Source organism: Streptomyces sp. MS191 (assembly GCF_008042125.1).
Lineage (GTDB): Bacteria > Actinomycetota > Actinomycetes > Streptomycetales > Streptomycetaceae > Streptomyces.
The window spans coordinates 44,189-67,962 of the sequence record NZ_RDBI01000081.1 but is presented as its reverse complement, the minus strand read 5'-3'; the positions used below and the strand labels follow the sequence as shown (position 1 = coordinate 67,962).

At 72.5% G+C, this 23,774-nt stretch carries 23 protein-coding genes and 2 pseudogenes; 12 read left to right on the top strand and 13 right to left on the bottom strand.

Features of this window, described 5'->3' with window-relative positions:
* Positions 1 to 74: 74 nt before the first annotated feature.
* A complete protein-coding gene (locus EAO71_RS34465) occupies positions 75 to 704 on the bottom strand; it encodes a class I SAM-dependent methyltransferase (protein ID WP_147981761.1) in 630 nt (209 codons plus the stop codon).
* 601 nt (positions 705 to 1,305) lie between these two features.
* Here EAO71_RS34465 and ectA point away from each other — a divergent pair.
* From ectA to EAO71_RS34420, 9 genes are all read left to right on the top strand, one after another.
* The gene (gene ectA / locus EAO71_RS34460; RefSeq protein WP_187282940.1) at positions 1,306 to 1,866 is read left to right on the top strand and encodes a diaminobutyrate acetyltransferase; all 561 of its coding nucleotides are present in this window, start codon (positions 1,306 to 1,308) and stop codon (positions 1,864 to 1,866) included.
* Positions 1,867 to 1,954: 88 nt separating this feature from the next.
* Positions 1,955 to 3,238 carry a diaminobutyrate--2-oxoglutarate transaminase gene (ectB, locus tag EAO71_RS34455; RefSeq protein ID WP_147981760.1) on the top strand — a complete coding sequence of 428 codons (1,284 nt, stop codon included), beginning with the start codon at positions 1,955 to 1,957 and terminating at the stop codon, positions 3,236 to 3,238.
* 25 nt (positions 3,239 to 3,263) lie between these two features.
* Positions 3,264 to 3,668, top strand: coding sequence for an ectoine synthase (locus tag EAO71_RS34450; RefSeq protein WP_147981759.1), 405 nt, complete (start codon positions 3,264 to 3,266; stop codon positions 3,666 to 3,668).
* A gap of 61 nt (positions 3,669 to 3,729) precedes the next feature.
* Complete coding sequence (thpD, locus tag EAO71_RS34445; protein ID WP_147981758.1) at positions 3,730 to 4,629, top strand: ectoine hydroxylase; 900 nt, start codon at positions 3,730 to 3,732, stop codon at positions 4,627 to 4,629.
* A 40-nt stretch (positions 4,630 to 4,669) separates the two neighbouring features.
* Positions 4,670 to 5,590: an ectoine/hydroxyectoine ABC transporter substrate-binding protein EhuB gene (ehuB, locus tag EAO71_RS34440; protein WP_147981757.1), complete on the top strand. Its 921-nt coding sequence runs from the start codon at positions 4,670 to 4,672 to the stop codon at positions 5,588 to 5,590.
* A 12-nt stretch (positions 5,591 to 5,602) separates the two neighbouring features.
* Positions 5,603 to 6,277, top strand: coding sequence for an ectoine/hydroxyectoine ABC transporter permease subunit EhuC (gene ehuC / locus EAO71_RS34435; RefSeq protein ID WP_147981756.1), 675 nt, complete (start codon positions 5,603 to 5,605; stop codon positions 6,275 to 6,277).
* Positions 6,277 to 6,912 carry an ectoine/hydroxyectoine ABC transporter permease subunit EhuD gene (gene ehuD / locus EAO71_RS34430; protein ID WP_147981755.1) on the top strand — a complete coding sequence of 212 codons (636 nt, stop codon included), beginning with the start codon at positions 6,277 to 6,279 and terminating at the stop codon, positions 6,910 to 6,912. The genes ehuC and ehuD overlap by 1 nt, the downstream gene beginning before the upstream one ends.
* Positions 6,913 to 6,949: 37 nt before the next feature.
* A complete protein-coding gene (gene ehuA / locus EAO71_RS34425; RefSeq protein ID WP_147981823.1) occupies positions 6,950 to 7,711 on the top strand; it encodes an ectoine/hydroxyectoine ABC transporter ATP-binding protein EhuA in 762 nt (253 codons plus the stop codon).
* A gap of 11 nt (positions 7,712 to 7,722) precedes the next feature.
* On the top strand, positions 7,723 to 8,292 hold the full coding sequence (locus EAO71_RS34420; RefSeq protein ID WP_147981754.1) for a MarR family winged helix-turn-helix transcriptional regulator: 570 nt from the start codon (positions 7,723 to 7,725) through the stop codon (positions 8,290 to 8,292).
* Here the strand turns inward: EAO71_RS34420 and EAO71_RS34415 are convergent.
* From EAO71_RS34415 to EAO71_RS34385, 7 genes are all read right to left on the bottom strand, one after another.
* Positions 8,270 to 9,271: a TIGR03842 family LLM class F420-dependent oxidoreductase gene (locus EAO71_RS34415; RefSeq protein ID WP_147981753.1), complete on the bottom strand. Its 1,002-nt coding sequence runs from the start codon at positions 9,269 to 9,271 to the stop codon at positions 8,270 to 8,272. The two genes, EAO71_RS34420 and EAO71_RS34415, sit on opposite strands and share 23 nt — an antisense overlap.
* 31 nt (positions 9,272 to 9,302) lie before the next feature.
* Positions 9,303 to 10,706, bottom strand: coding sequence for a dihydropyrimidinase (gene hydA / locus EAO71_RS34410; RefSeq protein WP_147981752.1), 1,404 nt, complete (start codon positions 10,704 to 10,706; stop codon positions 9,303 to 9,305).
* 45 nt (positions 10,707 to 10,751) lie between these two features.
* Positions 10,752 to 12,032, bottom strand: coding sequence for an aspartate aminotransferase family protein (locus EAO71_RS34405; RefSeq protein ID WP_147981751.1), 1,281 nt, complete (start codon positions 12,030 to 12,032; stop codon positions 10,752 to 10,754).
* Positions 12,029 to 12,871, bottom strand: a complete 843-nt coding sequence (locus EAO71_RS34400; RefSeq protein WP_147981750.1) for a nitrilase-related carbon-nitrogen hydrolase — start codon at positions 12,869 to 12,871, stop codon at positions 12,029 to 12,031. The genes EAO71_RS34405 and EAO71_RS34400 overlap by 4 nt, the downstream gene beginning before the upstream one ends.
* 188 nt (positions 12,872 to 13,059) lie before the next feature.
* On the bottom strand, positions 13,060 to 14,337 hold the full coding sequence (locus tag EAO71_RS34395) for a UL36 very large tegument protein (RefSeq protein ID WP_187282939.1): 1,278 nt from the start codon (positions 14,335 to 14,337) through the stop codon (positions 13,060 to 13,062).
* 191 nt (positions 14,338 to 14,528) lie between these two features.
* Positions 14,529 to 14,909 (bottom strand): PPOX class F420-dependent oxidoreductase, encoded by a 381-nt coding sequence (locus tag EAO71_RS34390; protein WP_147981749.1) that lies wholly within the window; start codon positions 14,907 to 14,909, stop codon positions 14,529 to 14,531.
* A gap of 107 nt (positions 14,910 to 15,016) precedes the next feature.
* Entirely contained in the window at positions 15,017 to 15,268 is a 252-nt protein-coding gene (locus EAO71_RS34385; RefSeq protein WP_147981748.1) for a helix-turn-helix domain-containing protein, read from the bottom strand.
* 32 nt (positions 15,269 to 15,300) lie between these two features.
* On the opposite strand from EAO71_RS34385, the gene map reads away from it, so the two are divergent.
* Positions 15,301 to 16,068 carry a type I methionyl aminopeptidase gene (gene map / locus EAO71_RS34380; protein WP_147981747.1) on the top strand — a complete coding sequence of 256 codons (768 nt, stop codon included), beginning with the start codon at positions 15,301 to 15,303 and terminating at the stop codon, positions 16,066 to 16,068.
* 150 nt (positions 16,069 to 16,218) lie between these two features.
* On the opposite strand, the gene ggt is transcribed toward map, so the two are convergent.
* Positions 16,219 to 18,021, bottom strand: coding sequence for a gamma-glutamyltransferase (gene ggt, locus EAO71_RS34375; RefSeq protein ID WP_147981746.1), 1,803 nt, complete (start codon positions 18,019 to 18,021; stop codon positions 16,219 to 16,221).
* 104 nt (positions 18,022 to 18,125) lie between these two features.
* On the opposite strand from ggt, the gene EAO71_RS34370 reads away from it, so the two are divergent.
* Positions 18,126 to 18,878 (top strand): hypothetical protein, encoded by a 753-nt coding sequence (locus EAO71_RS34370; RefSeq protein ID WP_147981745.1) that lies wholly within the window; start codon positions 18,126 to 18,128, stop codon positions 18,876 to 18,878.
* Here the strand turns inward: EAO71_RS34370 and EAO71_RS34365 are convergent.
* Both EAO71_RS34365 and EAO71_RS34360 read right to left on the bottom strand, forming a co-directional pair.
* Positions 18,811 to 20,085 carry a cytochrome P450 gene (locus EAO71_RS34365; RefSeq protein WP_147981744.1) on the bottom strand — a complete coding sequence of 425 codons (1,275 nt, stop codon included), beginning with the start codon at positions 20,083 to 20,085 and terminating at the stop codon, positions 18,811 to 18,813. The two genes, EAO71_RS34370 and EAO71_RS34365, sit on opposite strands and share 68 nt — an antisense overlap.
* 128 nt (positions 20,086 to 20,213) lie before the next feature.
* Positions 20,214 to 20,891, bottom strand: coding sequence for a formylglycine-generating enzyme family protein (locus tag EAO71_RS34360; protein WP_147981743.1), 678 nt, complete (start codon positions 20,889 to 20,891; stop codon positions 20,214 to 20,216).
* A gap of 291 nt (positions 20,892 to 21,182) precedes the next feature.
* Between EAO71_RS34360 and EAO71_RS34355 the strand changes: the two genes are divergently transcribed.
* On the top strand, positions 21,183 to 22,745 hold the full coding sequence (locus tag EAO71_RS34355) for an alpha/beta fold hydrolase (RefSeq protein WP_147981742.1): 1,563 nt from the start codon (positions 21,183 to 21,185) through the stop codon (positions 22,743 to 22,745).
* 52 nt (positions 22,746 to 22,797) lie between these two features.
* Here the strand turns inward: EAO71_RS34355 and EAO71_RS39405 are convergent.
* Positions 22,798 to 23,025, bottom strand: a pseudogene (locus EAO71_RS39405) (amino acid ABC transporter permease); the annotation flags it as partial.
* Positions 23,026 to 23,537: 512 nt separating this feature from the next.
* Positions 23,538 to 23,657 (bottom strand): annotated as a pseudogene (locus EAO71_RS34345) (amino acid ABC transporter ATP-binding protein); the annotation flags it as partial.
* Positions 23,658 to 23,774: the final 117 nt, after the last annotated feature.

The window sequence follows — 23,774 nt, the reverse complement described above, 5'->3', positions numbered from 1 at the left end:
CGCCCGGCGCGGTACCGCCCCCTCTCGTCGAGGAGCGGTGACCGGCGCCGGGCGCCCGGACGTGCGGAGAAGGGTCAGCCCTGTGCGGCCGGGACCTTTCCGACCAGGATGAACTCGTTGTACGGGAAGACCTTGCCGACGTTCCGCGGGAAGGGGAACGAGTAGGTGCGGTCGACGGTCAGACCGATCTTCTCCGCGTGGCCGCGCAGCCCGTCGAAGTCGACGAAGCGGACGTGGGTGGCGTCGGTCTTGTAGCCGGCCTCCTGCGGACAGATGAGGACCACGTTGCCACCCGGCTTCACCAGCGGCAGGTACTGCTCCAGGACCGTGTTCCCCAGCGCCTCGTCCATGTGCTCCAGGACGTGGGCGCACAGGAGGCTGTCGAAGGAGCCGGGGCCGCAGTCGGGCGCCTCGAAGAGCTCCTCGGAGGTGTAGGCGGTGAGCCCCCGCTCACGGCACGTCTCGACGGACGTCGCGTTGTGGTCGACGCCGACGCTGTCCGGTCCGCAGTTCAGCAGGTTGCGGCCGATACCGCAGCCGACGTCCAGCACACGGCCCAGACCGAGGCGCTTCAGGTTCCACCGGTACGGGGCCTGGGTCGGCAGAAGCCGCTTGATTCCCGAGTTCTCCAGGCGGGCGAGGCGCTTGGTGTAGTCGGAGGACTCTGTCCCTGCCGTAAGGGCCTCGTCCTGAGTGCCGGACATCGGCGACCGCCTTCTCTTGCTCTGAGGTAACGGATAACGACCGCGTGGGGGGCGTGCGCGGCGTCCGGCGGACGCGTGCGCGTCGTCGCGACACGAAGGCCGCGTTCCTTTCACCGCAGTGTGATCGGTTGCACGAGGCTATGCCATGGACAAGGAGGAGGTAAAGGCCGGCAGGCAGCGAGCCGAAGCCTTGTGGGACACGGCTTCCGGCGTCGGCGACGGCCGGATCGCACCTGTGTTCAGAGAGTGACGCCGCCCCCTCCGGAGGCCGTCCGGAGGGGGCGGCGCAGAGGATAGGGACAGCAGACGAGGGACCGTGCCGCGCGCACGCGTCTTCTTACCGCTGCACCCGGACCGAAACCCGCGAGTACCCGACGATGCAATAACATTTAGCTGTCAAATATGGCCTTCTGCAAAGGCGTTATCTCCTCGTTACAGTCGGACGATTTGACCCGTTATGTGACCCTCCGTCGCCCTGCCGCCCGTGCCGCGGACCCCTTTTCGCCGTTCGAAACCCGCGATTTCCTTACCACGCGGAGCCCTGTCACGTAACCCCTTGGCGCCAGGAAGTTCTCGGTCTTGATCGGTAGCTTCGGCGCCCATGACCACTGCTCAAGCGGAACGGGAAAGCCTTCGGGACCACGCCACGACCCTGCCTGAGGGCGTACGCATCGACCGGCCGGAGATGGCCGACGGCAGCGAACTGTGGCGGCTCGCGAAGGACTCCCAGGCCCTGGACGTCAACTCGCCCTACAGCTATCTGCTGTGGTGCCGCGACTTCACCGACACCTCGGTGGTCGCCCGGGACGCCTCCGGACGACCGGTGGGATTCGTGACGGGCTACCTCCGCCCCGAGGAGCCGGGGGCGCTGTTCGTCTGGCAGGTGGCCGTCGACGACTCCCTGCGCGGCCACGGTGTGGCCAGCGCCCTGCTCGACGCGCTCTCGGCGCGGGTCGAGGAGGCGTACGGGCTGAGCAGGATCGAGACGACGATCACCCCGGACAACCGTGCGTCCGACCGGCTCTTCCGCTCGTACGCGCGCCGCCACGGCGCGGACCTGACGCGGGAGGTCCTCTTCCCCGCCTCCGCGTTCCCCGCGACGGCCGACGACGCCGGGCACGAGCCCGAGCTGCTCTACCGCATCGACCGCCCGGCGGCCTGACCCTCCGCCCGGCTCCCGCCGCAGCGGCTTGACCAGCCGTCTTCCGGGCACCCGACGACCAGCACAGACGAGAACCACAGGAGAACACGTGACCCTCACCGTGACCCCCCCGACCGTCTTCGAGACCGTCGAATCGGAGGTCCGCAGCTACTGCCGCGCCTGGCCCGTGGTCTTCGAGCGCGCCAGCGGCAGCCGGCTGTACGACGAGCACGGACGCCCCTTCCTCGACTTCTTCGCCGGGGCGGGCTCCCTGAACTACGGCCACAACAACCCGGTCCTGAAGCGGGCGCTCCTCGACTACCTCGCGGGCGACGGCATCACCCACGGACTCGACATGTCGACGACCGCCAAACGGGACTTCCTGGAGGCCTTCCGGACGACGGTCCTGGAGCCCCGCGCCCTGCCGTACAAGGTGATGTTCCCCGGCCCCACGGGCACCAACGCGGTGGAGGCGGCGCTCAAGCTCGCCCGCAAGGTCACCGGGCGCAAGACCGTCGTCTCGTTCACCAACGCGTTCCACGGCATGTCGCTCGGCTCGCTCGCCGTCACCGGCAACGCGGCCAAGCGCGCCGGCGCGGGCGTCCCCCTCACCCACACCGCCCAGATGCCGTTCGACCACTACCTCGGCGGCCAGGTGGAGGACTTCGTCTGGTTCGAGCGGCTCCTGGAGGACCCGGGCTCCGGCCTCGACCACCCGGCGGCCGTGATCGTCGAGACGGTGCAGGGCGAGGGCGGGGTCAACGTGGCCCGGGCCGAGTGGCTGCGCAAGCTCGCGGACGTGTGCCGCCGCCGCGACATGCTGCTCATCGTCGACGACGTGCAGATGGGCTGTGGCCGCACCGGTGACTTCTTCTCGTTCGAGGAGGCGGGCATCACGCCCGACATCGTCACCCTGTCGAAGTCCATCAGCGGATACGGCCTCCCCATGGCGCTCTGCCTGTTCCGCCCGGAGCTGGACGTGTGGCAGCCGGGCGAGCACAACGGCACCTTCCGCGGCAACAACCCGGCCTTCGTCACCGCCACGGCCGCCCTCGACACCTACTGGAGCGACGCGGCCCTGCGCGAGCGCACCCTGGGCCGGGCCGGCCGCGTCGAGAGCGCCCTGCTCGACCTGTGCGGTGACGACGACCGCACCGGCGTCGCGGTCCGCGGACGGGGTCTCGTGTGGGGCCTGGAGTTCGCCGACGGCGACCGGGCCGAGGCGGTCTGCCGCCGGGCCTTCGAGCTCGGCCTGCTCCTGGAGACCTCCGGCCCGCGCGGCGAGGTGGTCAAGCTGCTGCCGCCGCTGACCGTGACGGACGACGAGCTCGACGAGGGGCTGGGCGTGCTGGCCCGCTCCGTCCGGCACGTCGCCGACCGCCACACCGCCTGAACCCCGTACGACGAAAGGCCCCCTCATGATCGTCCGTTCCTTCGACGAGCTGGAGAACACCGAGCGCCACGTGCGGTCCGCCTCCGGCACCTGGGAGAGCAAGCGCATCGTCCTCGCTCGGGAGCGGGTCGGCTTCTCCCTCCACGAGACGGTGCTCTACGCCGGCACCGAGACCGCCATGTGGTACGCGAACCACGTCGAGGCCGTCGTCTGCACCGCCGGCGAGGCCGAGCTCACCGACCACGAGACCGGCCGGACCTACACGATCACGCCGGGAACGATGTACCTGCTCGACGGGCACGAGCGCCACACGCTGAAGGTCAAGCAGGACTTCCGCTGCCTGTGCGTCTTCAACCCGCCCGTCACCGGCCGCGAGGACCACGACGAGAACGGCGTCTACCCGCTGCTCACCGAGCCGGGCGACGCCTGACGCCCCCACACGCCGCAACCGAGAACGACGTACGCACGCAACCGGAAAGGGAGACACCGCCATGACCGCCGCCCCCACCCGTCCCGTCGACCTCTACCCCACGCGCGGAGCCCGGGAGGCTCTCGTCGGCCGCAAGGACCCCGTGGTGTGGTCCGATCCCGGCACCCCCGGCCCGTTCTGGACCCGTGAGCTCGAGGAGTACGAGCGCGACGGGTTCGTCACCGTCGACGAACTCGTCACCGCCGACGAGGTCGTGGAGCTGCGGGCCGAGCTGGACCGGCTCGTCGGCGACCCGGCCATGCGGGACGACGACCGGTCCATCGTCGAGCCCCGCTCCCAGGAGATCCGCTCGGTCTTCGAGGTGCACCGGATCAGCGAGGTCTTCGCCCGGCTCGCCGCCGACCCCCGCGTGGTCGGCCGCGCCCGCCAGATCCTCGGCTCCGACGTGTACCTCCACCAGTCGCGGATCAACGTGAAGCCCGGATTCGGCGCCAGCGGCTTCTACTGGCACTCCGACTTCGAGACCTGGCACGCCGAGGACGGCCTGCCGCAGATGCGGACCGTGTCGGTGTCCATCGCCCTCACGCCGAACCACACCACCAACGGCAGCCTCATGATCATGCCGGGCTCGCACCGGACCTTCCTGGGCTGCGCAGGCGCCACCCCCGAGGACAACTACAAGAAGTCCCTCCAGATGCAGGACGCCGGGACGCCCTCGAACGAGGCCCTCACGACCTTCGCCGACGCCTGCGGGATCCGCCACTTCACCGGCGCTCCGGGGTCGGCCACCTGGTTCGACTGCAACGCGCTGCACGGTTCGGGCGACAACATCACCCCCTACCCGCGCAGCAACGTCTTCCTGGTCTTCAACAGCGTCGAGAACCTGCCCGAACTCCCCTTCTCGGCCCCCGTCCGACGCCCGTCGTACATCGCATCGGACGACTTCACGCCCCTCGGGTGACCTCGCCCGTCCCACGCCCACCCCACCGGAAAGGCAGGACATGACTCCTCCCGCGAACCTCGGCCGCCGGGGTTTCCTCACCGGCACGGCACTGCTGGGCGGCGCCGCCCTGACGCCCGCGTTCCTCACCGCCTGCAGCCGTACCCAGGTCGGCACGGGCGCCCCCGCCGACGACGGCGGACTGCTGGCCTCGCTGAAGGAACAGGGCTTCGTCCGGGTCGGGTTCGCCGGTGAGGCGCCGTACGGGTTCCAGGAGGGCGGGAAGCTCTCCGGCGAGGCCCCCACCCTCCACGGCGAGATCTTCTCCGCGCTCGGCATACCCGAACTGCGCCCGACCCTGACGGAGTTCGGCGCGCTGATCCCCGGGCTCCTGGCCGGCCGCTTCGACGTCGTGAGCGCCGGCATGGCGATCACCCCCGAGCGCTGCGCCAAGGTGATCTTCTCGGAGCCCGAGTTCGTCTCGCCCACCGCGCTGATGGTCCGCAGAGGCAATCCCAAGGGCCTGACCGATCTCGCGTCCTGTGCGGCGAAGGGGGCGACCGTCGGTGTGCTGACCGCCGCCGTCGAGACGTCGTACGCCGAGGCGGCCGGCGTGCCGGACGGATCCGTGAAGACCCTGGCCAAGCAGCAGGACGGACTGGACGCCGTGCTGGCCGGCCGGATCGACGCGTTCGTACTGACCGGCATCTCGCTGCGGTGGCTCGCCCGGACGAACGCGGGCGCCGCGATCGAGGTGCTGGACCCGTTCGTCCCGGTGGTCGACGGCGTGCGGCAGTTCAGCCCCGGGGGCGCCGTCTTCCGGCCGGGCGCGAAGGCGCTCCGCGACGCCTTCGACCGCGAGCTGACGAAGATCACGGCCGATCGGGCGCGCTACGTCGGGCTGATCGGGCGCTTCGGCTTCACGGAGCGCGAGGTGCCGCCCCGGGACCTGCGCACGGCCGAACTGTGCCGCGCGGCATGAGGGACCTCCGACATGGCTGACTTCGTCCCCGAACTCGTACGGGCTCTGCCCCGGTTGGGCGAGGGTCTCCTGGTGACCGTCGAGGCGACCCTGCTGGGCGCGGCCCTGGCGCTCGTCCTGGCCTACGCGCTCGGGCTCGCCTCGCTGTCGCCGCGGCCGGTGGTGCGGGGCGCCGTGCGGGTCGTCGTGGAGTTCTTCCGGGGCACGTCGCTCTACGTGCAGCTCTTCTGGCTGTTCTTCGCGCTGCCCATGCTCGGCTTCAAACTGGAGCCGCTCGCCTGCGCCGTCGTGGCCCTCGGGCTGAACTTCGGTGCCTACGGCGCCGAGGTGGTGCGGGGCGCCGTGAACGCGGTGCCCCGCACCCAGTCCGAGACCGCGATCGCGCTCGGCATGGGCCCGGCGCTGCGGATGCGACGGGTGATCCTGCCGCAGGCGCACGCGCTGATGATCCCGCCCTTCAAGAACCTGCTGATCCAGCTGCTCAAGGCGACCCCGCTGCTGTCCCTGATCACGGTGGCGGACGTGACCTTCGAGGTCGACCAGCTGCGGTCCGCGACCGGCAGCACCGGCGCCGCCTACCTGCTGCTGCTCCTCCTCTACTTCGGCATGGCCGCCGTGCTCGGTCTGTCCATGAACGCGGCGGAACGGGCGGCCAAGCGGCGGCTCGGACAGGAAGGTGGTCGGTGATGTGGGACGGCGAAGCGGCACGCGCCGCACTGCCCGTGGTCCTCGACGGCTTCCGCGTCACCCTGCTCGCGACCGTCCTGGGCTTCGCCGCCGCGGCCGTGCTCGGTCTCGTGCTGGCGCTGGGGCTGCGCAGCCGCGTCCGGCCGATCGCGCTCCCCGTGCGCGCGGCGACCGGTTTCATCCGCTCGACGCCGCTGCTGGTGCAGCTGTTCGCGGCCTGGGTGCTCGTCCCGGGGCTCGACGCCCTCACGCTCGGCGTCCTCGTCCTCGGTGTCCACTACGCCACCTACCTGGCCGAGGTGTACCGCGCGGGGATCGACGCCGTCCCGAAGGGCCAGTGGGAGGCGTGCACCGCGCTGTCGCTGCCGCGCCGGCGGGTCTGGCAGGCGGTGGTGCTCCCCCAGGCGGTACGGAAGGTGCTGCCGCCGCTCGGGAACTACGCCGTCTCCATGTTCAAGGAGACACCGCTCCTCTCCGTCATCACGGTGCAGGAGATGGTCCACGAGGCGAACACCTACGGCAGCACGCACTTCGCCTACCTGGAGAGCTTCACCCTGGCCGCCGCCGTCTTCCTGCTCGCGAGCTGGCCGACGTCCGTGCTCGTACGACGACTGGAGGTACGCCTTGCCCGCTGACACACCGTCCCAGGACCTGCCGCCCACGGCCCCCGGAATGATCCACTTCGACCGCGTCACCAAACGCTTCGGCGACCTCACCGTGCTCGACGACCTCGACCTGACGGTCGAACGGGGTGAGCGGGTCACCCTCATCGGGCCCAGTGGATCCGGCAAGACGACGATCCTGCGCCTGCTCATGACCCTGGAGCAGGTGACCGACGGCGTCATCCACGTCGACGGCCGGCCCTTCTCCCACATGCCCTCCGGGCGGAAGGAGGGCCTGGTCCGGGCGGACGAGCGCTATCTCGCCCCGCGGCGGCGCCGGATCGGCATGGTCTTCCAGCAGTTCAACCTGTTCCCCCACATGAGCGTCCTGGAGAACATCACCGAGGCGCCCGTGCACGTCCTGGGCGTGTCCCGGGACGAGGCCAGGGCGCGCGGCCGGGAGCTGCTGTCCACGGTCGGGCTCGCCGACAAGGAGGACGCCCACCCCACCCGGCTCTCCGGGGGGCAGCAGCAGCGGGTGGCCATCGCCCGCGCGCTCGCGATGGAGCCGGAGATCCTGCTTCTCGACGAGGTGACGTCGGCGCTGGATCCCGAGCTGGTGGCGGAGGTCCTCGAAGTGCTCCGGGACGTCGCGTCCGGCACGGACCTCACCATGCTGTGCGTGACCCACGAGATGGGGTTCGCACGGGACGTCTCGGACCGCATCCTGATGTTCGACCACGGACGGATCCTGGAGTCGGCGCCGCCGGAGGACCTGCTGGAGAGCCCGGAGCACGAACGGACGCGTACGTTCCTCCAGTCGGTGCACTGACGGCCGCCGCCGTGGACGAGCCGGAGGAACCCGCACCGGAGGAACCGGTACCCGACGAGGCGGACGTCGACACCGTGGCGGACGCGGTCCTCACCGCCTCGCGTCTCCTCGTCGCCATCGCCGCCCGCTCCCTGTGCACGGTCGAACACCGCCTCACCCTGCCGCAGTTCCGGATGCTGGCGGTGCTGTCCGCGCTCGGTCCCGCGAAGCTGGTCGACCTCGCGGAGCACCTCGACGTACAGCCGTCGACGGCGCTGCGCATGGTCGACCGGCTCGTGGCGGCCCGTCTGGTGGGCCGTCGCCACAACCCGGTCAACCGCCGCGAGACCGAGCTGACCCTGACGGTGTCGGGCCGCCGGATCGTCCGGGAGGTGACCGCCCGCCGCCGCGCCGTCATCGGCACGGTCCTGCGGCGGCTCCCGCCGGACCGCCGGGCGGCGCTGGTGGAGGCGCTGGAGGCCTTCAACCGGGCCGGGCGGGAGCCGCGCCCGGACGGGGGCGACCCCGGCCCCGACGCGCCGGGGTGGAGCGATCCCGTCGAGGAGGCGGGCCGGTCGGTCAGCCGGCGAGGGCCGGGATGATCTCCTCGCCGTAGGCGTCGATGGTGGACTCCTTGGCGTCGTGCATGGCGTACACGGCGAACTGGTCCACGCCCATGTCCCGCAGCCGGCGCAGCTTCTCGATGTGCGCCTCGACCGGTCCGAGGAGGCAGAAGCGCTCGACGATCTCGTCGGGGACGAAGTCGGTGGAGGGGTTCCCGGCCCGGCCGTGGTGGCTGTAGTCGTAGCCGTGCCGGTCCTTGATGTAGGTGGTGAGTTCCTCGGGGACCATGCCGGAGTGCTCCCCGTACCTGCTCACCAGGTCGGCGACGTGGTTGCCGACCATCCCGCCGAACCAGCGGCACTGGTCGCGGGCGTGCGCCGGGTCGTCCCCGACGTACGCGGGCGCGGCGACGCAGATGGTGAGGGTGTCGGGGTCGCGGCCGGCGTCGGTGGCGGCCTGGCGCACGGCCTTGACCATCCACTCGGTGAGGAAGGGGTCGGCGAGCTGGAGGATGAAGCCGTCGGCCTTCTGCCCGGCCAGGGCCAGGGCCTTGGGTCCGTACGCGGCCATCCAGACGGGCAGCTTGCCGTCCTTGACCCAGGGGATGCGGATCGGGCTGCCGTCGACCTCGACCTCCCGCCCCTCGGCCAGGTCGCGGATGACGTCGATGGCCTCGCCGAGCCGGGCGAGGGTGTTGGGCTTGCGGCCGGCGACCCGCATCGCGGAGTCGCCGCGGCCGATGCCGCAGACCGTCCGGTTGCCGTACATGTCGTTGAGCGTGGCGAAGGTGGAGGCGGTCACCTCCCAGGTGCGGGTTCCGGGATTGGTGACCATCGGGCCGACGTGCAGCTTGGTGGTGTGCTCCAGGATCCTGCTGTAGATGACGAAGGGTTCCTGCCAGAGCACGGCGGAGTCGAAGGTCCAGCCGTAGCGGAAGCCGTTGCGCTCCGCCCGGCGCATCAGGCCGACGACCTGCGAGGCGGGCGGGTCGGTCTGCAGGACGAGTCCGAAGTCCACGTCGGGACCTCCTGGTTCGGTTCGGTGCGGCTCAGTTCAGGTACTGGCAGGTGGCTCGGGGGGTGAAGCTGCCGTGTCCGGCGCGGCCGGTGAACTCGCGCTTGTCGATGACGAGTTCGCCGCGGGAGAGGACCGTCTCGACCTGTCCGGTGAGGGTCCGGCCCTCGTAGGCGGAGTAGTCGACGTTCATGTGGTGGGTGGTCGCCGACACCGTCTGGCGGGCGTGCGGGTCGTAGATGACGACGTCGGCGTCGGCGCCGGGCGCGATCGTGCCCTTCTGCGGGTAGAGGCCGAACATGCGGGCCGGGGTCGCGCAGGCGATCTCGATCCAGCGGCGGCGGGTGATGTGCCCGTCGACGACGGCCTGGTGGAGCAGGTCCATCCGGTTCTCCACGCCCGGGAGGCCGTTGGGGATCTTGGAGAAGTCGCCGCGGCCCAGTTCCTTCTGGCCGGTGAAGCAGAAGGGGCAGTGGTCGGTGGAGACGACCTGGAGGTCGTTGGTCCGGAGCCCCCGCCAGAGCGCCTCCTGGTGCTCGCGCGGGCGCAGCGGCGTGGAGCAGACGTACTTGGCGCCCTCGAAGCCGGGCTCGGCGAGGTTGTCGGTGGACAGGAACAGGTACTGCGGGCAGGTCTCGCCGAAGACGTTCAGCCCCTTGTCGCGGGCGGCGGCCAGCTCCCGGACCGCTTCGTCGGCGGACACGTGGACGACGTACAGGGGCGCGCCGGCGACCCGGGCCAGCTGGATGGCCCGGTGGGTGGCCTCGGCCTCCAGGAGGACCTTGCGCACCTCGCCGTGGTAGCGCGGATCGGTCTCGCCGCGGGCGAGGGCCTGTTCGACGAGGACGTCGATCGCGATGCCGTTCTCGGCGTGCATCATGATCAGCCCGCCGTTGGAGGCGGCGCGCTGCATGGCACGCAGGATCCGGCCGTCGTCGCTGTAGAAGACGCCGGGATAGGCCATGAAGAGCTTGAAGGAGGTGATGCCCTCCTCGACCAGCTTGTCCATCTCCTTGAGCGTGTGCTCGTTCACGTCGGAGAGGATCATGTGGAAGGCGTAGTCGATGGCGCACCGGCCGTCGGCCTTCGCGTACCAGGTGTCGAGCCCCTCGCGCAGGGTGTGGCCGACGGTCTGTACGGCGAAGTCGACGATGGTGGTGGTGCCGCCCCAGGCCGCGGCCCGGGTCCCGGTCTCGAAGGTGTCGGAGGCCGCGGTGCCGCCGAACGGCAGCTCCATGTGGGTGTGCGCGTCGACGCCGCCCGGGATGACGTAGCGGTCGGTGGCGTCGATGGTCCGCGCCGCGGTCCAGCCGGCGGCGGCGTCCGAGCCGTGGGCGGCCAGGGCGGCGATGCGGCCGTCCTCGATCAGGACGTCGGCGTGCAGCTCGTCCGCGGCGGTGACGACCAGGCCGCCGCGGATGAGGGTACGGGTACTCACGGGTCTCCCCCTGACATGGGCCGGGCTGGGGTTGGGGTCGGGTGGCTACAGCGAGCGGAGGGCCTCTTCGATGATCGAGGCGCCTTCCTCGGCCTCGGCGACGGTGAGCGACAGCGGCGGGGCGATGCGCAGGGAGCTGGTGCTGTGGCCGCCGCCCTTGCCGATGAGCAGGCCGCCCTCGCGGGCCGCCTCCAGAACGGCGGACGCCGCGGCCGGGTCGGCCTCGTCGGTGCCGGGGCGGGTGAGCTCGATGCCGATCATGAGGCCGCGGCCGCGGACCTCCCGTACGGCCTCGACGCGGGCCGTGGCGGCGCGCAGCCGTTCGAGGAGCAGTCCGCCGACGCGGCGCGCGTTGCCCTGCAGGTCGTGTTCGAGCAGGTAGCCCAGGTTGGCGAGGCCGGCGGCCATGGTGACGGGCGAGCCGCCGAAGGTCGAGATGGAGTTGGCGTCCAGGCAGTTCATCACCTCGGCGCGGGCGACGACGCCGCCCACGGACATGCCGTTGCCGATTCCCTTGGCGAAGGTGAGGATGTCCGGCGGCCCGGCCTCGGCGTGCGCCTGCCAGCCCCAGAAGTGGTCGCCGGTACGGCCCCAGCCGGTCTGCACCTCGTCGCTGATCCAGAGGATGCCGTGCCGGTCGAGGACCCGGCGGAAGGCCGCGTAGAGGCCGTCGGGCGGGGAGGTGAAGCCGCCGACTCCCTGGACGGGTTCCGCGATCAGCGCGGCGACGTCGCGGGTGTGGCCGAGCAGGTCCTCCAGGTCGGCCACGCACGCCTCGATGAACTCCGCGTCGCCGTACCGGGCGTAGGGGCCGCGGGTGCGGACGCCGCCGTGCACGTACAGGGTCTGGAGCGGCGACAGGCCGGTGGGCGACCAGGACCGGTTCCCGGTGATGGAGACGGTGGAGAACGAACGGCCGTGGTAGCTGTTGCGCATCGCCAGGATCTGGGAGGACCGCCGGTACGCGGTGGCGAGCAGCAGGGCCGTGTCGTTGGCCTCGGTGCCGGAGGTGGTGAAGAAGACGCGGGCGTCGGGGATGCCGGAGAGCGTGGCGATCCGCTCGGCCAGTTCCACCATCGGGCGGTTGAGGTAGAGCGTGGAGGAGTGGATGATGCGGCCGGCCTGCTCGCTGATCGCCTTGGTGACCTCGGGCAGCGCGTGGGCCGTCATGGTGGTGAGGATGCCGCCGAAGAAGTCGAGGTACCGGCGGCCCTCGGCGTCCCAGACGTGGCGGCCCTCGCCGTGGGTGATCTCCAGCGGGTCGCGGTAGTAGAGGGCGACCCAGTCGGGGATGACGGCGCGATGGCGGTCGTGGAGGCTGCTCACGGCTGTACCAGCCCGTCGTACGCGTCGGGGCGGCGGTCCCGGTAGAACGCCCACTGCTGCCTGACCTCGTCGATGACGCCGAAGTCGAGGTCGCGGACGATCAGCTCCTCGGCCTTGTCGGAGGCGACCTCGCCGACGAACCGGCCGCGCGGGTCGACGAAGTAGCTGGTGCCGTAGAAGTCGTTGTCGCCGTACTCCTCCTGGCCGACGCGGTTGATGGCGGCGACGAAGTACTCGTTGGCGACGGCGGCCGCGGGCTGTTCCAGCTGCCAGAGGTAGCTGGAGAGGCCGCGCGAGGTGGCGGACGGGTTGTACACCAACTGGGCTCCGTTGAGGCCGAGTTGGCGCCAGCCCTCCGGGAAGTGGCGGTCGTAGCAGATGTAGACGCCGATCTTGCCGACGGCGGTGTCGAACACCGGCCAGCCGGCGTTCCCCGGCCGGAAGTAGTACTTCTCCCAGAAGCCCTTGACCTGCGGGATGTGGTGCTTGCGGTACTTGCCGAGGTAGCTGCCGTCGGCGTCGATCACGGCGGCGGTGTTGTAGTAGAAGCCCGAGTCCTCGATCTCGAAGACCGGGACGACGATCACCATGCCGGTCTCGCGGGCGAGGTCGCTCATCCGGCGGACGGTCGGCCCGTCCGGTACGGGCTCGGCCCACCGGTAGTGCTCCGGCTCCTGCACCTGGCAGAAGTAGGGGGCGTTGAAGACCTCCTGGAACCCGATGACCTTGGCACCCTGCCGGGCCGCCTCGCGGGCGTGCTCCTCGTGCTTGGCGATCATGGATTCGGTGTCGCCGGTCCAGGTCGCCTGGACGAGTGCGGCGCGTACGACGTCGGTCATGAGCTGCTCCTTCGGCGCGGCGTCAGAGAGCCTCTACGCCCGTAGACGCGGTGCGTAGGAGGTAGAACGTAAGCCCCGCCACACCGCGGAGCAAGACCGCCGCCGTGAACCGCCGGAGTCGATCATGTTTCATACCCGAGTGGTCCACGTCGGACACTCACCGACACGTCCGGATCTCTTCCGGTACGTCAGGCTCCGACGAGTCCGGCGACCCGGAGGGCGTGCAGGAGGTCCCGTTCCCGGGCCGGTGCGACCGCGCGCCCCGCGGCGAGGAGTTCCGGGACGAGGCCGTGCGGACCCGCGGCCGCGAGCCGGGCGGCGTCCTCGGGCGTACGGGCCCGGACGAACGCGGTGAGCAGCGCGTGCGCCTCGCGGTGGTGGCCCTCGGCGTGCAGGGCGGCGCAGGCACCGGCGAGCTCCTCGACGGGGCGGGCGACACCCTGGCGGAGCAGCTGGTCGCAGTCCTGCTCCCGGCCGGCGTCGGCCAGCGCGCCGGCGACGGCGGCGAGCCGGCCGGGCGGCAGGGAGGCCGCCTCCCAGAGGAGCGTGGCCCAGTCGGCCCCGAGCCCGACGCGGTGCAGTTCCGCGGCGACCGCGGGGAGCCGGCCCGGTGGCCCGGCGAGAGTTTCGCACAGCAGCGCGTGGGCCTCGCCACTGCGGCCCTGGGCGCGCAGCCGCCGGAGCGCGTAGACGGCGTTCGCGGCCGCGCGCGCCGCCTCCGCGGCCACCTCGGCCGAAACCGCGGGGCGGGGTTCGTCCGCGACCGCCTCGCCGCCGCCGAAGCGCGCCCCGCGGGGCGCCGTGCCGCTCACCGGCAGCAGGGGCACCGCGACGGCCTCCTGCACGTCCGGCGTCTCGTCCAGCCAGGCGTACCGGGCCCCGCGCGGACGCCGCCTGACCGCCGTCCGGCTCGGCGTCGGCGCGCGCCCCTCCCCCACGTCGGCGCCGGAGGCGGTCGCGCCGTCCGTACGCGCCGGCGCCAGGGCGGCGAGGCGAGCGGTCAGTTCCGCGACGCGGGCCGTGGCGCGGGCGTGGTCGTCGCGGGACCAGGCCAGTTCGTTGTCCAGCCGGGGCGCGTCCGCGGCGGCCGGGGCCGCCCGCAGCCGCTCGGCGAGTTCACGCGCGCGGCTCTCGGCGTACCACCGCTCCCGCTCCATCACACCCAGGCGCTCGCGGAGCGCGTCGGCGCCGCCGGGGCGCCGGTCGTGGGCCGCCGCCGCCGCGCCGTGCAGGACCCTGGCCCGCGCCGTCCCGGGTCCGGCGCCGTCGTCACCCGCGTCCTGGAGCAGCGACTCGACGACGTCCCAGGGCAGGATCTCCGTGCCCTCGAAGCAGGCCCGCAGCCCTTCCGGGTCGCGGTGCAGGAAGACGCCGTACCAGCCTTCGCCGGGCGCCAGCCGCGCCGCCAGATCCCGGAGGTAGTGCGCGAACGCGCCCACCTCCGCCGGGAGTTGATACACCGCCATACCGTCCGCACCGCCCGCGCACTCGACTGTGGCCTTCCGGTCCAGGGGTATTCGACCCCAGTCGTGTTACGGAACGGCTACGGACTGTTTTCGTCCGGAGCCCGTCCGTCCGCGAACGGAGGAGACGGAGCGGGGCGCCGGGGCGGGCGCCGGCGGACGTCCCGCCCTGAGGCCCGGTCGCCCCCTGCGGCTCAGAAGGTGACCGCGATACCCGTGTGGGGCCGCTTGCCGAGCCGGGCGACCATCGCCGGCCAGTCCACCAGCCAGAACTGCCAGGTGTACTTCCGCGCCAGCAGTTTCCGCACCCGGCGCAGCTCGTCGCCTTCCAGGAGCCGCGCCGTGCCCTCGACGCGCACCGCACCCTCGGTCACGTTCCCGCGGAGGTCGCAGACCTGCGCGACGATCCGCGGGTCGTTGCGCAGCCGCTTGACCTTCCAGGAGTCGCTGCGGGTCCAGGCGTACAGGACCTCGCCCTCCACCGCGTACCAGACGGGTGTCGCCACCCCCGTGCCGTTCTTGCGGAAGGTGGTCAGGCTGACGTAGCGGCCGCGCCGCAGCTCCTCGGGCATCATGCGGCCGAGACTACGGCGCCGCGCGGACCCCCGGGCCCGCGCCCCCTCGCCGCGCTCCGGGCCGGCCGGGCCTCGCTCCTCACCCCTCGGCGCGCTCCCGGGCCCGGTCAGACGGGCACCAGCGCGCACCGGACGACGACCTCGTCGAGGGACAGGCCGAGGACGCGGGCCAGCGCCGCGACGGTGAAGAAGGCGGGGGTCGGCGCCCGGCCGGTCTCGATCTTGCGCAGGGTCTCGGCGGAGAGCCCGGCGGCGGCGGCGATCTCGACCATGGACCGGCCGCCGCGGGCCTCGCGCAGCAGGAGGCCGAGGCGCTCGCCGCGCTCGCGCTCCTCGGGGGTCAGGGGTGTACGAACCATGCCGCCATTCTAATACCGGTATAGTAATTGGCATGGTTGAGATCAAGACAGACGAATCCCTGCAGGCCATGCGGGAAGCGGGGCGGGTCGTCGCCGAGGCCCTGGCGGCCGCGCGGGAGAAGGCCGCGCCCGGCGTGACGCTCCGGGAACTGGACCGGGCGGCGCGCGAGGTGCTGACCGCGGCGGGCGCCGGATCGCCGTTCCTCGACTACCACCCGGACTGGGCTCCGGTGCCGTTCCCGGCGGTCGTCTGCACGTCCGTCAACGACGCGATCGTGCACGGCATCCCGGGCGACCAGCGCCTCGCCGACGGCGACCTCGTCTCCGTCGACTGCGGGGCCCTCCTCCGCGGCTGGGCGGGAGACTCCGCCGTCAGCTTCACGGTCGGCCGCGCCCGGCCCGAGGACACCCGGCTGGTCGAGACCGCGTACGAGGCGCTGGAGGCGGGCATCGCGGCGGCCGTGGTCGGCAACCGCATCGGCGACATCGCGCACGCCGTCGGCCGCGTCTGCCGCCGCGCCGGCTACGGCATCCCGGACGGCTTCGGCGGCCACGGCATCGGCCGCGCCATGCACGAGGACCCCGGCGTCCCCAACGAAGGCCGCCCCGGCCGCGGCATGCCGCTGCGGCACGGCATGGTGCTCGCGATCGAGCCGATGCTGCTGGCCGGCGGCGACGACGACCACTACACGGCCGCCGACGGCTGGACCGTGCGCACGCTCGACGGCTCCCGCGCGGCCCACGCGGAGCACACGGTGGCCATCACCACCGACGGCCCGCGCATCCTGACGGCCCCGTAGCCGGGGACGCGGCCGGGACCCCGCCCGGCAGGACGGGCCCGGCCCCGGGTGCGGGCGCCCCCTGGCACCGGCGGCGCGCCGGGCCCGTCGGCGCCCGCACCGGGCGGGCCGCACCGCCCGCCCCCGGAGCCCGGCACCAGGGGCGGCGCCCTACCGGGCGGCGGGCCGCACCACCATCGCCGAGCCGCCGCCCCGGCGGACGGGTTCCGCCGCCGCCACCCAGCGCCCGTCGGGCAGGCGCTGCACGCCGGTGGCCGCCCCGATCTCCGGGTTCTGCCGGAAGCCGTGCCCGATGGCCTCCAGTTCCGCCCGCAACGGGCTGTTCCACAGCGCCGGTTCCAGCTCGGTCGTCGCCTGGTTGCGCTGACTGGCGCGCGGCGCGGCGATCGCGTCCCCGAGCGGCAGCCCGCGGTCCACGACGCCGGTCAGCGTCTGCAACACGGTGGTGATGATCGTCGCGCCGCCGGGGGATCCCAGGGCGAGCACCGGACGGCCGTGCCGGTCGAGGACGATCGTCGGGGAGATCGAGGAGCGGGGCCGCTTCCCCGGACCGGGCAGGTTGGGGTCGTGGACGGCCGGGTCGGCCGGTGCGAAGGAGAAGTCGGTCAGCTCGTTGTTGAGCAGGAAGCCCCGTCCCGGGACGGTGATCCCGCTGCCGCCCGTCGACTCGATCGTCAGCGTGTAGGCGACGACGTTGCCCCACCGGTCGGCCACCGTGAGATGCGTGGTGTTCTCGCCCTCGTACGTGGTCGGCGCCGCCGGGCCCGCGCTCGCGCAGGCGGCGGGGTGACGCGGGTCGCCCGGCGGGAGCGGGCTGGTCAGAGCGGCGTCGTCGCGGATCAGGCAGGCCCGGGAGTCCGCGTAGCGCTGGGAGAGCAGCTCCCTGACGGGCACGTCCTCGAAGGCCGGGTCGCCGACCCAGCGGCCGCGGTCGGCGAAGGCGATCCGGCTCGCCTCGATGAACCGGTGGAGGTACCGGGCGGGCGAGGCGCCGGACAGGTCGGTGCCCTCCAGGATGTTGAGCGCCTCGCCGACGCTCGTCCCGCCGGAGGAGGAGGGAGCCATGCCGTAGACGTCGAGGCCCCGGTAGGAGACCTTCGTGGGCCGGCGCCGCTCCGTGGCGTACCCGGCCAGGTCACGCTCCGTCAGGTCGCCGGAACGGACGTTGCGCGTGGCGCCGTCCCGCACCGGGGGCGTGCGGACGGTGTCGACGATGTCCCGGGCCAGCGGCCCGCGGTAGAGGGCCCCGACGCCCTCGCGGCCCAGCTTGTCGTACGTCCGGGCCAGGTCGGGGTTCCTGAAGACCGATCCGACCTCCGGGAGCCGTCCGCCGGGCAGGAAGAGGGACGAGGAGGCCGGGAAGTCGCGGAAGCGGGCCTCGTTGGCGGCCGTCTGGGCGCGGAAGGTGGCGTCGACGGTGAAGCCGTCGCGGGCCAGCCGGCTCGCCGGTTCGAGGAGGCCGCGCAGCGGCTTGCTGCCCCAGGCGTCCAGGGCCGTCTTCCAGGTCGCCGGGGTGCCCGGCGTGCCGACGCCCCGGCCGCTGGTCATCCCCTCCTCGAAGGGGATCGGCTTGCCGTTCTCCACGAAGAGGTTCGCGTCCGCCGAACGCGGTGCCGTCTCCCGGCCGTCGACCGTGTGGACGGTACGGCTCTTCGCGTCGTAGTAGACGAGGTACCCGCCTCCGCCGATGCCGGCCGAGTAGGGCTCCGTGACGCCGAGGGCCGCGGCCACCGCCACGGCGGCGTCGACCGCGTTGCCGCCCTTGCGCAGGACCTCGACGCCGGCGGCCGAGGCGTCGGCGTCGACGCTCGCGACGGCCCCGCCGTATCCGACGGCGACGGGCTCCTTGACCGGTGTCGCCGTCGCGGGTGTCGGCGGAGCCGCGGCCCCCACCGAGAGCACCGTCGCGGCGACGGCCAGAATCGGCACGGTCCGTGTGGCGGAACGACGCATCCTTACCTCCAGTCAACAGCCGTCCCCGCAGCGTAACTTCCCCCGGCGCCCCCCGTCAGGACCGCCTCGAACAACCGACCGCACGCCCGCTAGCATGCGCGCCCATGAATGAAGACCTGCGCAATGTGGTGCTGGGCGTGCTCGCCACGGGCGTCAGTGCCACGCTCGGCTGGCTCACCCGCACCTATCTCTGGCGCCGCAAGCTCCGTCGCAAGCAGGCCTTCTTCGGACTGCCGGGCGGCGCCGCGTGCCTGCTCGTGGTGAACCGGGAGGCGGGCAGCGACGGTGCCGTGCACCGCTTCGACGTGTTCGCGCTGCTCGAACTGGCGGCGCTCATCAAGGACTGCGGGGCGAACGCCGAGATCGTCCAGCACGATCTCGCCCGGCAGGGGTTCGGCGACCGCACCGAGTTCTGCCTCGGCGGCCCGTACTCCAACCAGCGGATGGCGGCCCATCTGCGCTCGCTCCTGCCGGGCCTGACCATGAACGTCGAGACCGACCCGGACCATCCGGACCGGGCCGCGCTCGTCGTCGGCGGGGAGTCCTACCTCCCGGAGAAGGGGCTGACGGAGTACGTCGTGCTCGCCCGGCTCACCGGCGGCGAGGGCGGCCGGCCGGTGTTCCTTTTCTGCGGCCAGCGCGCCATCACCAACCAGGCCGCGACCCGCTACCTCTTCCGGCACCACGAGAAGCTGGCGCGCAAGTACGGCTCCGGCCCCTTCGTGCTGCTCCTCAAGGTGGTCAACTCCCAGGCGTACGGGCCCGACGTGGTGGAGCTGGTCGCCGATGTCACGCGGGCGGCGCGGACCGCTCCCGCCCCCGAGCCCGAGCCCGAGTCCGAACCGGCAACGACTTGACGCCGTTGACGAAGTTGGAGACGAGCCGCCGGGGCGGACCCGCGAGGTCGAGGCCGGTGAGCGCGTCCCGCACCTCCTCGTGCAGGATCCGCAGCTGGAGCCGGGCGAAGTGGGCCCCCAGGCAGACGTGAGGGCCGTCGCCGAAGGAGACGTGCGGGTTGGGCGTCCGGCCGAGGTCGAGCCGGAGCGGGTCGCGGAAGACCCGCTCGTCGTGGTTGGCGGACGCGTGGAAGACCACGACCTTGTCGCCGGCGGCGATCGGCCGGCCCGCCAGCTCGGTGTCCCGGACGGCGGTGCGGCGGAAGGAGAGCACCGGCGGGTGGACGCGCAGCAGTTCGTCCACGGCCGTGTCCGTGCCGACCTCGCCGGACCACAGCCGCGCGCGCTCCCGGGGGTCCCGGGCGAGGGCGAGCAGGCCACCGGGGGCGGCGCTGCGGACGGTGTCGTTGCCGGCGACGGTGAGCAGGAAGAAGAACATCTCCAGCTCGCCGTCCCGGAGCCCGGAGGCCGCGAGCGTGGACATGATGTCGTCCGCGGGCCGGCGCCTCCGGTACGCGGCGAGGTCCTGGGCGTAGGCGAACATCTCCGCGAGCGCCGCCGGGGACCGCGGGTTCACCGGTCGGCCGTCCGCGTCGAGCACGGGCGGTTCGTCGGGGTCCTGGTAGGCGATGACCCGCTCGGTCCAGGTCAGCAGCAGTCCCCGGTCGGCGGCGGGCACGCCGAGGAGGTCGGTCAGGTTGAGCAGCGCGTAGTCGTCGGTGACCGCGTGCACGAGGTCGATCTCGTCCCCGGTCTCCAGCGCGTCCCGCAGCAGCTGCCGGGCCCGTAGCCGCGCCGTCCCGGCGAAGCGCTCGATCCGTCCCGGCGTGAACGCCCGGCTGACGAGGCGGCGCAGCCGGCCGTGCTCCGGCGGGTCCTGGTTGAGCATCATCCGCCGGATGAAGGGCAGGTCGGCGGGATCGGGGTCCCGGATCTGCGTGGCGCCGAGGCGGGAGGAGTAGTCGGCGGAGTCCTTCAGCACCCGGACCACGTCGGCGTGCCGGGTCACGGCCCAGAAGCCGGTGCCCGGGGGCCAGCCGAGGACCTCGTGCTCCTGCTGCCAGGCGACGGGGTGGCGGTCGCGCAGCACTCCGAACGCCTCGTGCGGCAGGCCGCGGGCGTAGATCCGGGGGTCGAKGACGTCGGGTACCTCTCCGGTGTTCTGCACGGCTCCCAGCCTGGGGCGCCGGCCCGGGGATTTCCAGAGGCCGGGGGCGCCTCCGGTCGCGGACGCCCGTCGGGTCCCGCGGGCGGGCGGACCGGCGGGACGCCGCGGCCGGCCTCCGTACCCGGGTGTCAGGCGGGGAGGGAGCGGGCGACGCGGAAGCCGACGTCGTCGACCCGGTAGCTCGGGTGGCTGCGGCGCCGGGCGGAGGCGCGGCAGCTCCAGTGCTCGTCGAACCAGCCGCCGCCGCGCAGCACCCGGTAGGCGCCGTAGACCTCGGCGTCGTAGACGTCCCAGCACCAGTTCCAGACGTTGCCCAGCATGTCGTGCAGGCCCCAGGCGTTGGGCAGTCTGCCGCCGACGTCGTGCGGGCGGTCGCCCGAGTTGCCGCGGTACCAGGCGATGTCGTCGAGGGGGCCGTAGTGCGGACCGGTCGTGCCGGCGCGGCAGGCGTACTCCCACTCCGCCTCGGTGGGCAGCCGGTAACCGTCGGCGGCGGCGTCCCACTCGATGCCCTCGTCGTCCCCCCGGATCCGGTACGCCGGGGCGAGTCCGTGCCGTACGGACAGGGCGTCGCAGAACCGGACGGCGTCCCACCAGGAGACGCCCTCGACGGGGAGGAGGTCCCCGGGTGCGGCGCTCGGCCGCAGTCCGCCGGTGACCTCGGCGTACAGCGCCTGGGTGACCGGGACCGCCGCGAGCTCGCAGGGCGTGATCTCGACCTGCCAGCGCCGCCGGGTCCGCCGGTCCGACAGAGTCACCCGTCCCGGCGGGAGGGCGACCATCGTGCTGCCCGTGTGCGCTTCCATGATCACAGGATCGCAGGCGGGACGTCGGCGACGGGCCGAACACCCCTGAAACGGCCGGGAGTCGCCGGGTGCCCGCGAGTCCGGCCGTATACACCCCGCGGCGCGCCGGGTGGCTGCGGAGCGCCCGCAACACGTCCCAGGAGCGCGTGGGCACCGGCCGCGCGCGCCGACCCGCGCACAATCGTTACCCGCACGTAACTTACCGACCAGTTACCGCAGGTAAGGCCGCGCGGTTACCGTCGGGTCACTTTCACTGCCCCCCATCAGTGACCCCCCAGTGAGGAGTGACCCGTGCGCACAGCTCCGGTCTTCGCCGTCTCGGCCGCCCTCGTGGCCGGAACGACCCTCGGACTCGCCCCCACCGCCCACGCGTCCGGGACAGCCGCCACCGGCACCACCGTCCGCTTCGTCGACATCGCCGGCGACGGAGGAACCGTCCTCAAGGCCAACGTCGTCACCCCGGCCGGCGCCGACGGCGCGTCCCGTTTCCCGGTGATCGTGCTCCCCACGAGCTGGGCCGTGCCCCAGATCGAGTACCTCGCGCAGGCCCAGAAGCTCGCCGACTCCGGTTACGTCGTGGTCAGTTACAACTCCCGCGGCTTCTGGCAGTCCGGCGGCGAGATCGAGACGGCCGGCCCGAAGGACGTCGCCGACGCCTCCCTGGTCATCGACTGGGCCCTCGCGCACACCCCCGCCGACCCGGACAAGGTCGGCATGGCGGGAGTCTCGTACGGCGCCGGCATCAGCCTGCTCGCCTCGGCGCACGACAGCCGGATCAAGGCCGTCGCGGCCCTCAGCGGCTGGGCCGACCTCATCGAGTCCATCTACAGCGGACGCACCCAGCACCTCCAGGCCGCCGCGGTGCTCGGCGGCGCCGGCTATCTCACCGGCCGTCCCGGCCCCGAACTCCGCCAGATCCTCGGCGACTTCCTCTCGTCCGACCTGGACAAGGAGGACGAGATGATCGCCTGGGGACGCACCCGCTCCGCCGCCACCCAGCTCGACCGGATCAACGCCAACGGCGCCGCGATCATGCTCGGGAACGCCTGGGGCGACACGATCTTCCCGCCGAACCAGTACGCGTCCTTCTACGAGAAGCTGACGGGCCCCAAGCGGCTGGAGTTCCGGCCCGGCGACCACGCCACCGCCGAGGCGACCGGTCTGCTCGGGCTGCCCAACGACACCTGGACCAGCGCCCATCGATGGTTCGACCACTACCTGAAGGGCGTCGACAACGGCATCGACCGCGAGCAGCCCGTCCGGCTCAAGCCCCGTTCCGACGGCGGCTACGAGAGCTATCCCGACTGGAAGTCCGTGGGCGCCGACGAACGGAAGATCGCCCTCGGCGGCACGCAGCGGATCTGGGCCAACGTCGACTCGGGCGCCAACGGCGGCCTGGTCTTCCTGTCCAACATCCTGGACCAGCTCGTCCAGGCCCCGCCGACGGCCTCCATCCCGCTGCTGCCCCGCGCCTTCGCCGGCGTCTGGCAGTCGGAGCGGTACGGCACCGCCCAGCAGGTGCGGGGCACCGCGAAGCTCCACACCACGGTCACCTCGACCAAGGAGAGCGGCACCCTCGTCGCCTATCTCTACGACGTGGGCCCGCTCGGCCTCGGCAAGTTGGTCAGCAATGCCCCGTACACCTTCCACGGGCAGACGCCCGGCAAGCCGTTCACCGTCGACCTGGAGCTCTTCTCCACGGCCTACGACGTGCCGGCCGGCCACCGTCTCGCCGTGGTCGTGGACACCGTCGACCCCCTCTACATCGAGCACAACCCGACCGGCGCACGGCTGACCTTCTCCTCCCCCGCGGGCGACCCGTCGTACGTGTCGGTCCCGCTGCGGGCGAAGTGATCACCGGCCGTCGCCGGACGGGCATGGCTCCTTGCGAGCTGCCCCGCGTCGGCTACCGGCCGAGCGGCGGGAGCAGCGTCCCTGGTCCGGCCGGGACGACGTCCCCGGCCCGTGTCCTCGGACTGCGCCGCTCCCTCCCGGCCACCCGGGTGGCGAACCAGGAGAGCAGCACGCACATCCCGATGCAGATCGGCGAGATCACCGGCGCCACGGGGATGAAGGGCAGATCGTAGTCGAGATCGGACGCGATGGGCCTGCCCGCGCGCAGGAACTCCTCGTAGGCGGAGGGAGACCACTCGGTGGCGGTGAACCGCCCCATGTCGAGGAGGAGATGGAGGATCCGGCCCGCCAGGGCGAGGAGCACGACCGTCGACAGGACGCCGTGGAGCGGGTGGCGTCCTGTCGACGGTCGTGCTCCTCCTGTCGACGGTCGTGCTCCTCGCCCTGGCGGGCCGGGGAGGTCGTGGGGGGTGGTGGACGTGGTCATCGGGCGACTCCCCGGCGCTTCTCCACGAAGGTGGAGAGCACGCTGATGGTGGGGGTGATGATCAGGTGGCCGACGGCGGTCCGGACGATGCCGTGGCCGAGTTCGCTCAGGGTCGGGCAGGTGCCGAGCGGGCCGGTGACGCCCTGAGGCGCCGGCGACCGCCGGGTTCTCGGCGAGCGCGACGGAGGTGGAGCCGAGGGGCCCCTCCTTCTCCGAGGCACCGGGTGCGACGGCCACGGCCGTCGGCAGCCGGGCGAGCAGGACGGGGGTGCGCTTCGTACGGTGCATGGAAAGGCCCGCCCCGGTCAGTGCGTGAGGATCTTGGACAGGAAGTCCTGGGCGCGCTCGCTCCGCGACCGGGTGGAGAACTCCTCGGGGGTGCGGTCCTCGACGACGCGTCCGTCGGCCATGAGGACGACGCGGTGGTCGGACGTCGGCTCGTCGAAGAGCGTCGACGTGTGGTCGATGTCCCGCAGGACGTGCGGGGTGCCGAGGTGCTTGTCGGCGCCACGCGGCTCGATCAACGGATCGACGACGGCCAT